The organism is Alicyclobacillus sp. SP_1 (assembly GCF_024706985.1).
In the GTDB taxonomy this organism is placed as follows: Bacteria; Bacillota; Bacilli; order Alicyclobacillales; family Alicyclobacillaceae; genus Alicyclobacillus_I.
This window is the reverse complement of record NZ_JAMCCX010000050.1, coordinates 35,866-48,355: the sequence shown is the minus strand read 5'-3', so window position 1 is coordinate 48,355 and position 12,490 is coordinate 35,866. Positions and strand designations below refer to the sequence as shown.

Here is a 12,490-nt window from a genome sequence, read left to right as displayed (position 1 = left end):
AAACCGCACCTCTGGATGCATTGGACATTCTGTTAACCGATGACCTCACTCGCGAAACCATCCCATATATCCAGCAAGATGAAGATGAGAAAACATGCTAGACACTTGACTCGACATCTGCTTCCAAGTGGCAAGAACCGGTGAATGGGGAATCGTCGGCACATGAATCACAGGAGACGTCGGAATATGAACAGGAGACGTCGGTGGGACGATGGGCTGCTTCGGGACCGCTGGATGAGTCGATTTGTGCGACGAAGTTGCCGTCTTTTTCTGCTCAGACTTGGCACCAGACTTCCCACCAGTGTTGGCGCTAGACTTGCCTTTGGAGACGCTCCCTTTTGCGGATGGCTTTGCTCGCTGCTCTTGAACTCCCGTCGATGTGTGCGCAGCGCTTCCGAATGTCCCTACCTCGTGTGCGGATAGACCCGACGCATTTCCTAAACTTCCATGACCGTGACCGCTGATGGTCGACGACGTCCTCAACAACGGTGTGGGACTGGGAACAGGCGATGACGTTTGTCCCCCAACGACACTGGGCGGAGACGCTTCTGAAGGCACAGGCCATTGGGCCAAAATGTCTTGGATCACTGAAGTCACAGCGTTTAGGTTCGGATGGCGCAACTCATGGCGCAGCTTCGCGTGCATCTTAGGATTTGCCATGGCCTTTTCAACGGCAGAATCCAATTGGGCCGAGGGCGCTGCAGGCAGTCCAACTTGTTTCAAAACAAAATATGCCGCTAGCTTGGTCGGAGGAACTTTTGCCTTGACGGCCTTTGTCCAGAGGTGAGGGCTCATTGGTAAATCAACGACGGACGCATGCCAGTGATTTTTCGCCAAATCCGCCATGACGTCCTTTTTCGCCCGTGCTTCGATGCTGTTCACTTTCACACCTTGCTTCACGGGAGCCGTTGTGACGATGACAGCACTGCCCTTGACACCCTGTTGTTTGGCAGCAGAGGCGATGAGGCTCATTAACACCGTGTCCATCGACTGGCCGCGAAGCGCGGACAAGTTGGCTGGAACTGTGCCGTAAATGGCATTCACGGACTCCACCCGACCGGCAGCATTGACCGAAAACACCACATTTGGAACCGCATCAACGGCAACATCCGCATAGACCGTGGACAGTGGACTCAAGCCCAAAAGGACACGGGATAAACCAGCCGCGAGCAGAATGACGACGGTCGCACCACTCAGGAACGCAGGCCGCCGCCAAAGAGGGGTAGAGGCCGGACCGAGTATTCTTCGCCATTTCCGTCCGAAGCGAGACGTCCGAGGAAACAGTATCTCCTCTGCCGATATTTCTGCCATCTCTCCGACTGTCATGCCTATTTGGCGTTTGCACCGGAGAAATTGGCCCGTCTGTGTCAAAATCACCGCATGACGCCGTCCCAACTCCAGGATTATGCCAGACTGACGATTTGCCTCGGCCATCCTACTCACCTCTGCTCTTCACCGGCGATTGCGAGCTCTCGCGCCCGGTTGACCTCACATATTCCTGTAAACACGGATAATCTCCAGCGAGAAGAAGAACCACTGCGAGAATGTATTTGCGCTGTCTTTCCAACGTCTTCCGAGAAACGGAGACCACCTGTTCCAACTCTTTTAAGGGCAGCGATTTCTTTTCCTGAACATATGTCAACCACTGAGGATTTTCGGAAATCTGTCGTGCTACTTGAAAGGCATTTTCCCGAGCATCCTCGTGCTTTGGAGAAGATTTGACCAAGTCCTCAAAGGACAGTTTGAACTTCGCTAACTCTGCCGCAAACTCTTCAATTTCGAAAACTCGATTGGCTGACTCTTCTGCACGCGCATGATGGTCGAGAGAAGAACGAACATCGACGTAGTTGACGACATTGTCATCTTCGTCGTGAACGTCGTATTCACTCCATGGACTCTGACGCGGGCCACGATTTTGCTTGCGAAACTCATCAATCAGGCGCCTCTTCATGACGGTCTCGGCGAGTGCTAAGAAACCGACGCTACGCGTGACATCGTAAATGTCGATGGCCTCGTTAAACGCCGCCAGCGCGATACTGAACTCGTCGTCGGACATGCGATCAATATAACGGCGCGCTGCTTGCGAAGCCACTTTCAACACAAATGGGGTGTATTGCTCAAGCAGCTGATTTCGCGCCTCGCTGTCCCCCATCTTCACAGCGTGGAGCAATGTGGTCAAATCCCGCGCTTCGGATACAGCCCGTCGCCGGGTTGGCAAGAAGCCCACATGTTCCACCTCTCTGCCTATAGTTTCGTTACCGCACGCGCGTTTCTTAGGGTCGATGGCCATTGCTCGTCAAGATGCTTACACTAACCATGCCTGAACCGGCGGAGTCAGTCCAAAGTGCCGATAAGCCGTAGCCGTGACCGTTCTACCGCGGGGGGTTCGTTGAATAAGTCCTCGCTGGAGGAGATACGGTTCGTACACGTCTTCAACGGTGCCACTGTCCTCGCCGATGGCAGCCGCTAAGGTATCTAAGCCGACTGGACCGCCTCCGAACTGCTCCATCATCGCGAGGAGCAATCGAGTGTCTACTTCATCCAAGCCAAGGCTGTCGACCTTGAGTTGAATGAGAGCCGACCGTGCGACATCTTCGGTGACAACCGACGCTCCCTGTACATGGGCAATGTCGCGAACGCGCTTTAAAATTCGATTGGCTATGCGCGGAGTACCTCGAGCTCGTCCAGCAATTTCCAAAGCAGCTGCAGACTCCATCGGCAGTCGCAAAATTCGACTCGTTCGGTCGACAATTTCCGCCAATTCGTCGATTGGATAGTAGTCCAGATGGAGGAGTACGCCGAATCGGTCCCGCAGTGGCGATGACAAAAGGCCAGCCCGCGTCGTCGCGCCGATGAGCGTGAATGCTGGCAAGTCAATGCGAACACTGCGCGCCGTTGGCCCTTTGCCAATCATAATATCCAGCAAAAAATCCTCCATGGCCGAGTACAGTATCTCCTCCACCGACCGTGAAAGCCGATGAATTTCATCAATAAACAATACGTCGCCCGATTGCAAATTGGTCAAAAGTGCTGCCAAATCACCCTGACGCTCAATGGCTGGACCGGATGTGATGCGAATGTTGACACCAAGTTCGTTGGCGATAATCATCGCCAACGACGTCTTGCCCAGTCCAGGAGGTCCGTAGAGCAAAACGTGATCGAGCGATTCCGACCGGTCGCGCGCCGCTTGAATAAAAATTTTAAGATTCTCTTTGACGGCCGACTGGCCAATATAGTCGTCCAAAAAACGAGGCCGCACGGTGTCGAGTACGAAGTCTTCCGTCAAACCGCCCGCAGAAACCATTCTCTCCGACACTTTCTACACCTCTTTCCATCGTCCATCATTGACAGCATAAAGAGTAGACGTCGATACAGGAGTGGCTCGCACCACCCACATCACGCTAGCCCACGCGACGTAGCGCGCTCAACTCCCGCACCTGCAGAAGAGTGTTGAAGCGCCTGCTTAAAGAGCGTTTCAAAGTCTGCCCCTGGCAACGCCTTGCTCGCTGCGGACACTGCTTGCAAGCTTTCGCGCTCACTGTAACCTAGCGAGACCAAGGCATCGCGAACATCCTGCTCGATGCTACCAAGACTCGTACTCTCGGAGGCACCGAGTCTCTCCCTTGCTGCATCGGCGCCTGCATCTGCCGTCAACTTCCCGCGCAATTCCAAGACCAGGCGCGCAGCTGTCTTTTTCCCGATGCCAGGAAATCGACAGAGTGCAGCCACATCTTCGGTGTCTAAAATTCTCGTCAACTCCGCGACCGTACTCGTGCCGACCATCGCGAGCGCGCTCTTGGGTCCGATGCCCGTGACTCCGATGAGCTGAATAAACAAGGTCCGCTCTGCCTCTTCCAAAAACCCATAAAGTTCCTCTGCATCTTCACGCAGATGCTGGTAGACATGCAAGAAACAGTCCTCCCGAAGCGGCAACAAGGACAGGGTTCGATCCGTTACAAAAACCCTGCGCCCAACACCTTGCACATCGATATCGACCATCCCGTCGTGCCTTGAAAACACTCTCCCACGAAGAAAGACAATCATTGTGGACGACCCCCACCAGGATATAACTTGTCTTGCCGCACCCCTTGTTGCGCTCCAACGACCGTCGTCTTGATTTGAAACGGAGACGCATGCGCATGAGTAATGGCAATCGCCAAAGCGTCCGCAGTATCGTCAGGCTTCGGGACCGATTCCAGATGAAGCAACGTCTTGACCATCATCTGAACTTGCTGTTTATCCGCATGTCCATAGCCAGTGACCGCTTGCTTGACCTGCATCGGCGTATATTCCGCCAACTGCGAACCGTGCTCGGCTCCAGCCAGAATGGCAATTCCACGAGCTTGTCCTACCGTGAATGCCGTCGTCGTATTTCTATTGAAAAATAGTTCTTCTACTGCTAAAAAATCAGGTCGATACTGTATCAGCAACTCGCACAGTTCGTGATAGAGCTGATGGAGGCGACGTTCAATCGGCGTATGTGCTGGTGTCGTGAGACATCCATAATGAATGGACTGCAGACGATTGCCGAAAGCATCCACAATACCAAAGCCCATGCGGGCAATCCCCGGATCGACCCCCATGACACGAACAGACTGCAACAAAAAAACCTCCTTCAATGCGCCCGGCAGAACTCAGGCTACCGGAAGGAGTTTCTCCATACAACGCCCATTCTCCTACTTGCACAGAGCAAATTTCACGGATCTTAAGAGGCGGCTCACTCCATCAGACAGACAGGTCCTTGGTCAGGTCGGTATGTTGAAGTTGTCGCTCATAGACCGGAATGCCAAAATACCATCGCAACGCTTCGTTTAAGTGCCAGCCTGAGGCGCCGTTCGCGAATCCGCTGACAGAACCGTCACCACTCGTTCTATACTCCCAAGATTCGTCTCCTCTGTCGTCCACCGTGCGAAACAACGCCAGGTTCTGCGGATGATTTCCATGCGATGAAAAAGCCGGTACAGAAAGCGGCGCACTGCGAAAATCCGTAGCGGGAATGTTCGCTCCGAGAGCGAGTGTGGGAGTACTTAGTACCACCGCCAAAGACGCTACCACCATCTTCCCAGCCGAAACCCAGCATGACTTTTGCATCAAAATCCACCTCACAACCTGTATTGTCTCTTCACAGTTAGGTTGCCATCTTTATGTCGGCCTATACTTGCGGCACATGCGTATTCAACAAGATGTCCAACAGACACACGAAGCCAGGAAAACTACTTCTCAAAAGAGGCGTTTGTGTACACGTTCTGCACATCATCGTGACTCTCCAGCGTCTCCAGTAAGTCCAACACCATCTCTTCGCCCTCGGTACTGACTTCCACCGGTGTGGTTGGCTCGTAAGTCAACTCCGCATCGGCAAGAACCAGTCCATGGCTTTCGAGGTTCGAACGTACCTTCGAAAAATCTTCGGGAGCCGTGATAATTTCAATGCCTTCTTCGCCGCTACGGATGTCCTCCGCCCCTGCCTCTAGGGCGAGAGCGAGCAAATCGTCTCCTACTTCCAACTCCCCCAAAGAGGCCAGAGAGAGGACGCCTTTCCGTTGAAACATCCACGCCACACTTCCGCTTTCCCCGAGATTTCCGCCTCGTTTTTTGAAGATATGACGGATATCCGCTGCGGTCCGATTGCGATTGTCGGTCACGATGTCGAGCAATATCGCCACGCCTTCTGGGCCAAACCCTTCGTACAGTATTTCCTCATAATGAACTCCAGCCAGGGTGCCTGTTGCCTTTGCGATGGTGCGAGAGATGCTGTCAGCAGGCAAGTTGTTCGCTTTGGCCCGCTCTAAAGCAACTTTCAGGCGGAAGTTGGTGTCAGGGTTGCCCCCGCCATCCTTCGCAGCATGGTAGATATCGCGCGAGAGTTTCGTAAACAACTGCCCTCGCTCAGCATCTTGTTTGCCTTTACGACGCTGTATATTGTGCCACTTGGAATGTCCAGACATACTAATTCCCCCAATCGCGCAGATAGCGAAAATCAATACTCACCGTTCGCGGCGACAATTTCGCAATGATCGGAGGCTTGCGCTTGTACTGACTCTGCATCACGCGCTTCATCACGGCTTGTACCAGTGCCTCTGGAAAACCTAGCTCAAGGACTTCGAACTGAGAATATCGAAGATCCATCAGATAGTACAACACTTCATCTGCGTCGTCATAAGTAAAGCCAAGTTCTTTTTCATCGGTTTGATCCGCCCACAAATCGGCACTTGGCGGCTTGTTTAGAATGCTGTCTGGAACGCCGAGTTCCCTCGACAATTGTCGTACCTGACACTTGTACAGGTCTCCTATTGGATTAAGTGCGGACGCCATGTCTCCAAATTGCGTTCCGTACCCCAGCAATAATTCCGTCTTATTGCTGGTTCCCATGACAAGCGCTCCCAGATAAGCTGAAAAATCAAATAACGTCGACATCCGCTCACGGGCCATGCGATTGCCCCTCCGCAGGGAAGAGGCGCCAACGCCGAGCACATTGTCCACGTTTTGAAAATACGCATCCACCGGATTGGTGATGGAGACCACAGTTGCTGGAATGTCCAGTTGGTCTACCACCTCGCGAGCATCTGACAAACTGGCTGGACTGCTTGTTTCATAGGGCATCAGCACTGCATGAACGCGGTCCTTGCCTAGAGCGTGCACCGCAAGATACGCCACCAAAGCGGAGTCGATTCCTCCCGAGAGCCCAAACACCACTCTTTCGAATCCCGCTTTGTTGACTTCGTCTCGAATAAATCCCTTTAACAAATCCTGCGCAAGTTCGGCATTGATTGACAGTCTCTGCGCAACTTCAGGTCTCATCGTTCGCTCTCCTCGCGCGTCTTTATAATTCGCTCCAACTCTCGCGCCACGAGTAGAGGCCGCTCATCTCGAAGAATGGGCGTGCTAAAGCGCGCGCGCCGACTAGCCCGCGTGTCAATCATGGCATCGTACAGACCTTCCGTAACAGTCGGTGCTGAGAGCACCCAGTCCCCTTCCGGACTGACCACACCGGAACCTCCAAAAAACGAAATGCCGTCTTCTACGCCGACTCGATTGGCGAAAACCACAAAAGCTCCATAGGTCTCTGCATAAACTTGGAGGAGTTCACGCCAAAATTTTTGAGACCCGAAGTAGTTTGCATCCGTCACGTCACGTGCTGGTGAAGACGACGGGATGATGAGCAAATTGGCTCCCTGAAGCGCAAGCAAATACGGACTTGTGCCATGCCAAGCATCCTCGCAAACCATCAGCCCGACGTCACCCACGGTGTGCGATGAGATGGTTCGAAACGATGTCCCTGGTGCAAAATAGCGTCGTTCGTCGAACATGCCGTAGGTCGGAAGATAAACTTTCCGGTGTATACCTGCAATCTTTCCCTTTGTCGCATAGACAACCGTCACATGAAAGAGATGATGCTTCGTCTCCTCAACACAAGAGAATACCACGTCAATATCTCTACTGCTCTCAACCAACACCTGAATTTGTGGGTGGTCGAGCGTGCGCGCAACATCGAGTGTCATGTCTTGAACCTGATAGCCCGTCAAGCCGAGCTCCGGGAATACCACAAGGGATGCTTGCCTCGACTTTGCTTCTGAGACGTAATGCAGGTGCTTGTCCACATTGTGTTCGATATTCCCTAATTTCGGGCTGATTTGTGCAATGCATATCTTCCAACAGTCCACTACCATAGCCCCTTCATCGGCCAGCATGGCGCACGAAGAGCATGGAAAAGACGTCGTGCATCACGCACCATGCCTTCGCAAGCGCCTATGGCCTAGTATACAATCGAAGCCTGTCATTGCAACCTCTGCCCTGCCATGCGGATTATCCGAGTCGAGGACTGTCTGTCGCCAAAAGCCGAAAGCGCGCCATCTCCTTTTGCACTGCGAAGGAGACTCTCGGCAAATCTTCTTGGCTATAGCCGCGCTTTGCCCATTCCACAAGCGAGCGCCCCAAATTTTCAGGCCATGACAACAGCCGCCACAGCATTCGTGACCGTGCCTTGGAAAGTTGGCCTGACTCTACATAGACGTCGACCAATTCCCGAAGCTCACCCGGTCGGAGCGGATGCAGAAAGATGACGTGGTTCAGAATTTGCAGGATGTCATGGAGCGGATCGTCCAAACCAGCTTGGTCAAAATCTATCAACTGAACTTCTCCCCGCGTATTGAGAAGAACATTGTGGGGAGCCAAATCGCGATGACAGAACGACATGGGCCAGACACTCATTTGCGCGAGACTCGTGCTGTAAGCGGCAAGGACCGTGTCCATCCGCTGTCGACAGACGGGCTCGATGGTGGCCAAAGAAGGGTAGCTTACCACCGCAGTTCGCCAAATGACTTCGAGTGCCCGCCGTTTGTTCTGGAGGCGCTGACGGAGGTGACCGCGCGTCAATGTGCGCCGGTTCCTCCACTCATCTGCCGACAGCGTGCGGTGCATACGCGCCACCTCTTTAATGACGCGGACAGTCTCCTGCAGGTCATTGTAATTCGCATGGCGTCCAGCCAACCAAGGTTGGAGAAACCCGGAGGCATTTGCAGACGGAAGATATACGCGCACGCGACCAAAGCGGTTGGCGATGGGTGGCGCTACCCTAATGTGGTTGCCCTCGAGAGCGACCAGAACTTCCCGTAAATCGGCCAGTCGCTCTTCGCTCTCTCGTTGGCTCACCTCTTTCCACATGTAGCAGTGGCCGTTTTCGGCGCACAGTCCGATCACCGTGCGGCGCTGAACGGTAGCCGCAATGGAGATACCATAGGCACTCTCCAGTTCACGTAGAGCCTCTGCTGAAAGCCCCATCGACTCACTTCTCGCCCTCGTGGTATGTGATGACATCCGACCATCCATCTCCATCTGCATCCTCAGCTTCGGAATCGATTTGGCGCATGGATTCGTGATGACCATCAACCCACGAGTCCCAAGATGAGATGGAAAAAGCATCTCTGTCTTCAGACCACTGCCCCCGTCCTGTTAACTCAGCGCTCGCGCCTTCAATCAACGCTTCTTGCCGATACGCACCTCCATGCGTATTCGGCCCCTCTCCTTCATCCTTCGTGGACGACGCTTTCGTGGACGGTCCCTTCGGCACCTTCCCGGAGTGCATCGGCGTAGAACTGGCCGCCGTCTGTGCTTGAAATGGAGCGTCACTCATGGTCAAATCCGGGAAAAACAGAACACTCCCCGGATACAGCACGACATTCTTTTTCAATCCGTTTAAATGTAACAATTGCTCTTCTGAGACGCGGAATTTTTTAGCGAGCGAGGACAGCGTATCGCCGACCTGTACTACATACGGCCAGACAAACCCAAAATACGGCGGCAACGCGGATTCCGAAGCTTTCGCACCATCGGATTTCGATCCGCTTTCTTTCAACCCGCTTTCCTTCAATCCGCTCGCTTTTCCGACGTCAGATTTCAATCCGCTTTCTTTCGATCCGCTCAATTTCACATCCCCTGAATGGGAACCGCCCGAGTGCGAACCGCCTTGTTTCCCGGCACTGTGCTTCGACACTTCAGACTGCCCTTTCCCTGCCTTGCCTAACTCAGGAATGACAATGGTCATCCCTGGCATCAAGTCGTTCGGGCCCTTCAATTCCGGGTTTGCTGCCAACAACAGCGGAATTCGCACGCCAGTGCGCTTTGCGATGATATACAGAGTGTCTCCTGTCCGTATGGTGTATTTTTTCACTGCCCAGTCCTCCTCTGCGCGCCTTCTCATGACGCCCGCGCGAAGTCTGCGACAGTATATGCATTCGCCCAAAGGCATGCTCATCGAGCATTTCACTCCACTTGAAATCGTCCCACCAGACTCTGTAGTTGCTCGGCCAGCTCGGCCAGCGAATGAGAGGACGCAGCGATTTCTTGCACGGTCGCCAGACTTTCTTCCGTACTCGCGGCGTTTTCTTCTGACCCAGCCGCCACTTGCTCCATATACTTGTGCAGTGTTCCAATCGACTGGAGAGACTGGTCGACAATATCTCCCGTTTCGTGAATACTGTCGGAGATTTTTACTGTGATAGGCAACACATTTTCTACAGCTTGGCGAATTTCGTCAAAAGCTCTTCGCGTGGCTACCGTCACGTCTAATCCGGTCGAGACTCGCTCTCTCCCATCTTGCATCGAACGGCTCAGCCGGTCGCTCAGTTCCTTATTCTGTTTGACGATATGCTCAATTTTTAAGGTGGCCTTACGGCTCTGGTCCGCTAAACTGCGCACCTCATCGGCAACGACGGCAAAGCCACGGCCAGCTTCACCAGCGCGCGCCGCTTCGATGGTCGCATTCAATGCCAACAAATTGGTTTGGTCCGCCAACTCGCGAATGCTTAGCAAAATCCCGTTGATTTCGGCAGATGACTGTGCAAGAGCTCGAACTTCCTCCTGCGTTTGAACGGTCATCGCTTCAATACCATGCATCGTCTGTTCCGCATCTGCGACCAAGTGGCTCCCATGACCCGTAGCCTCAGCCACTCCATGAACCGCAGTCAACACACCGTCCATCTGCCGAATCGTCTCGTCACCCTGCTCCTTAACGCCATTCATGCCGTGGGTCATCTCCGTCAGAGACTGAGCCGCGCTCTCGCTGACGGAAGCGAACTCTCCCGCTGTGACCGCAATTTCTTGTACCGCACGTGCCGTTTCGTCAGTCGACAGAGTCAACTCCGCCGCACTCGCGGCGAGCGTGCTTGCTGCCGTTTTCATGCGCTTCACCATATCGGCCACAGCCGCCAAGACTCGATTCGTGGCATCCGCCAACTGTGCGACTTCGTCGCGGCTCGTCACCCCGGAAATGCGTCGGCTTAAATCGCCATCGGCGCTCGCAATATCATTCAAAATCTGAGTGACCCGACGAATGTTGCGCGGCGTTTGAAACGTGGCTGGAATACCAAAGACGAGCACGAGCAGAACAATGAGAAGCACAGAGATGGCAAGAACGGTCAAAGTGGTCGTCACGGTCGATGCCAACTGAACGGACGCCTGCTTCGCCGCCGCTTGGCTACTGGCGAGGAATTGATCAATGCTGGAAGCAGCAACGTCTAACCGATGAGTACCCTTACCCAGGGAAACGAGTTGCAGGGCTTCTTTGCCTTGCCCGTTAATTTCCATTGTGACCAATTCATTGGTCTCCTGCTGATAGTTGACGAATTCCAAGTTGGCCTCGCGCAAACTGGCGAGCGCCTTCGGATGGGTGGACAACAACTGTTTCAATGCTTCGTAATTTTTGCTGAAGTTCGCGACTTTATCGTAATATCCGTCACCAAGAACACTTTGATGATCCGTCACTAAAAACGTATGCATAGCCGCGTCCATCGATAGTAAATCCTCTTGCAAGGCATGACCGTCTTGGAGAATGGCCACGTCCCGAAACGCGACTTCGTTAACCTCCGTTCGCATTCGCGTCAATTGAATCGTCGATACCACGCCAACCATGAAAATCAAAAGCAGAATGACTCCGAAGGTAGAACCGATTTTTACTCTAATAGATAAATAAGGCACTTTTTTGCGATACCAAGAACGTATTTGGTGCAATGGATAAAATGTGGACTTCTTTACCCTCGAGACATCAGTTTGTGACGGCACGTTGCAACTCCCCCATAGCCTACTCTCTTTTTTCGACGCATTCCCATTCTCCGCTGACCCTACAAATTCCTATCCTGGTTGCGAAAATTTTGTCGAACTTTTGGGAGAGTACGGCCAAAGAGACTGCCAACCAGAGGACGAATACGCTCCCGGAACAGGTCCGGAGAACACAAGAATAGCCAACGGGACACGCGAACTGACCGTCACCGGATGAGATACGAAAGGTGCCAACACATGGACCTCTGCGGTCAATTCCAAGTTCAAGACGTGAACAGCCTGATTGAGGCCGGTCGTTTGCAAGTCGAGAAAAACAGCGGAATGCACCGTTCCAAGGAGAGAGATGCGCATTGGAATTTCCACTGGAGCCATAGGCACGAGTGAGCCGAGCAATGAGGAGCCCACGGGCACAGGCACCCTCTCGCGTTTCAGAGCCAGCAAATTGTGGCGAGCTGCTTCAACAGCCTGCTGCTGAATGATGGCAATCCGGTGTAAGTGAAACTGCGCCAAGGTCAAGCCACTCGGTTTCGGCGCTACGGTGAAAGACACGAGCGACTGGCCAGAGTCTGTTTCAGCAACTAATTCGGCACTCAGAGCTTCGCCCAAAGCATCGGTCGCCACGCGGCGTGCTTCAGCTGTCGCGACCGTCGCAAGTACCGGCTGAAGACGCACTCCTGCCAGACCAGCGAGTCCCAAAAGCACCGCCAAACCGATGAGGAGCGAAAACCGCCAAGACCAGCGCGTGCGGACGGCCCGAGAAGCAGACACTTTGCCAACAGGCCTCCGGCGCGTCTGACTTAGAAAAAGTCGACGAGACCTGCGTGGACGAAATCGGGTGGTCATGCTCTCACCCCCAACGACTGTTTATGCGGCGAAGTCCAGAATTACGACTTCTCCCTAGACAGCCAGCCGCGGGCAACAATTGGATGGAATGAAA

The 12,490-nt window shown here is 53.5% G+C and carries 13 protein-coding genes; all 13 read right to left on the bottom strand.

Translation table 11 applies throughout. From position 1 onward, the window contains the following. Positions 1-45: 45 nt before the first annotated feature. On the bottom strand, positions 46-1,434 hold the full coding sequence (locus M4I36_RS12180) for an anti-sigma factor domain-containing protein (protein WP_258112022.1): 1,389 nt from the start codon (positions 1,432-1,434) through the stop codon (positions 46-48). Position 1,435: 1 nt separating this feature from the next. Beyond that, on the bottom strand, positions 1,436-2,227 hold the full coding sequence (gene sigI / locus M4I36_RS12175) for an RNA polymerase sigma-I factor (protein ID WP_258112021.1): 792 nt from the start codon (positions 2,225-2,227) through the stop codon (positions 1,436-1,438). A gap of 78 nt (positions 2,228-2,305) precedes the next feature. Further along, positions 2,306-3,316 carry a Holliday junction branch migration DNA helicase RuvB gene (gene ruvB / locus M4I36_RS12170; protein WP_258112020.1) on the bottom strand — a complete coding sequence of 337 codons (1,011 nt, stop codon included), beginning with the start codon at positions 3,314-3,316 and terminating at the stop codon, positions 2,306-2,308. Positions 3,317-3,396: 80 nt separating this feature from the next. Next, positions 3,397-4,044 carry a Holliday junction branch migration protein RuvA gene (gene ruvA / locus M4I36_RS12165; protein ID WP_258112019.1) on the bottom strand — a complete coding sequence of 216 codons (648 nt, stop codon included), beginning with the start codon at positions 4,042-4,044 and terminating at the stop codon, positions 3,397-3,399. After that, positions 4,041-4,601, bottom strand: a complete 561-nt coding sequence (gene ruvC, locus M4I36_RS12160) for a crossover junction endodeoxyribonuclease RuvC (RefSeq protein ID WP_258112018.1) — start codon at positions 4,599-4,601, stop codon at positions 4,041-4,043. The genes ruvA and ruvC overlap by 4 nt, the downstream gene beginning before the upstream one ends. A gap of 124 nt (positions 4,602-4,725) precedes the next feature. Next, positions 4,726-5,091 carry a hypothetical protein gene (locus tag M4I36_RS12155; RefSeq protein WP_258112017.1) on the bottom strand — a complete coding sequence of 122 codons (366 nt, stop codon included), beginning with the start codon at positions 5,089-5,091 and terminating at the stop codon, positions 4,726-4,728. Positions 5,092-5,213: 122 nt separating this feature from the next. Beyond that, positions 5,214-5,945 carry a YebC/PmpR family DNA-binding transcriptional regulator gene (locus tag M4I36_RS12150; protein WP_258112016.1) on the bottom strand — a complete coding sequence of 244 codons (732 nt, stop codon included), beginning with the start codon at positions 5,943-5,945 and terminating at the stop codon, positions 5,214-5,216. Between the two features lies 1 nt (position 5,946). Then, a complete protein-coding gene (locus M4I36_RS12145; protein WP_258112015.1) occupies positions 5,947-6,798 on the bottom strand; it encodes an NAD+ synthase in 852 nt (283 codons plus the stop codon). Continuing rightward, positions 6,795-7,667, bottom strand: coding sequence for a nitrilase-related carbon-nitrogen hydrolase (locus M4I36_RS12140; protein ID WP_374986167.1), 873 nt, complete (start codon positions 7,665-7,667; stop codon positions 6,795-6,797). The genes M4I36_RS12145 and M4I36_RS12140 overlap by 4 nt, the downstream gene beginning before the upstream one ends. A 136-nt stretch (positions 7,668-7,803) precedes the next feature. Further along, complete coding sequence (locus M4I36_RS12135) at positions 7,804-8,826, bottom strand: aminoglycoside phosphotransferase family protein (RefSeq protein ID WP_258112013.1); 1,023 nt, start codon at positions 8,824-8,826, stop codon at positions 7,804-7,806. After that, the gene (locus M4I36_RS12130) at positions 8,783-9,667 is read right to left on the bottom strand and encodes a LysM peptidoglycan-binding domain-containing protein (protein WP_258112012.1); all 885 of its coding nucleotides are present in this window, start codon (positions 9,665-9,667) and stop codon (positions 8,783-8,785) included. The genes M4I36_RS12135 and M4I36_RS12130 overlap by 44 nt, the downstream gene beginning before the upstream one ends. Positions 9,668-9,759: 92 nt before the next feature. Next, positions 9,760-11,556: a methyl-accepting chemotaxis protein gene (locus M4I36_RS12125; protein WP_258112011.1), complete on the bottom strand. Its 1,797-nt coding sequence runs from the start codon at positions 11,554-11,556 to the stop codon at positions 9,760-9,762. 69 nt (positions 11,557-11,625) lie between these two features. Next, positions 11,626-12,396, bottom strand: coding sequence for a sporulation protein YunB (locus M4I36_RS12120; RefSeq protein ID WP_258112010.1), 771 nt, complete (start codon positions 12,394-12,396; stop codon positions 11,626-11,628). Positions 12,397-12,490 lie beyond the last annotated feature (94 nt).

Bases quoted from the DNA above. Each gene is read 5' to 3' on its own strand.
- M4I36_RS12140 (WP_374986167.1), bottom strand. From the start codon at position 7,667: ATGGTAGTGGACTGTTGGAAGATATGCATTGCACAAATCAGCCCGAAA.
- M4I36_RS12145 (WP_258112015.1), bottom strand. From the start codon at position 6,798: ATGAGACCTGAAGTTGCGCAGAGACTGTCAATCAATGCCGAACTTGCG.
- ruvA (WP_258112019.1), bottom strand. From the start codon at position 4,044: ATGATTGTCTTTCTTCGTGGGAGAGTGTTTTCAAGGCACGACGGGATG.
- M4I36_RS12155 (WP_258112017.1), bottom strand. From the start codon at position 5,091: ATGCAAAAGTCATGCTGGGTTTCGGCTGGGAAGATGGTGGTAGCGTCT.
- M4I36_RS12135 (WP_258112013.1), bottom strand. From the start codon at position 8,826: ATGGATGGTCGGATGTCATCACATACCACGAGGGCGAGAAGTGAGTCG.
- M4I36_RS12180 (WP_258112022.1), bottom strand. From the start codon at position 1,434: ATGGCCGAGGCAAATCGTCAGTCTGGCATAATCCTGGAGTTGGGACGG.
- M4I36_RS12150 (WP_258112016.1), bottom strand. From the start codon at position 5,945: ATGTCTGGACATTCCAAGTGGCACAATATACAGCGTCGTAAAGGCAAA.
- M4I36_RS12120 (WP_258112010.1), bottom strand. From the start codon at position 12,396: ATGACCACCCGATTTCGTCCACGCAGGTCTCGTCGACTTTTTCTAAGT.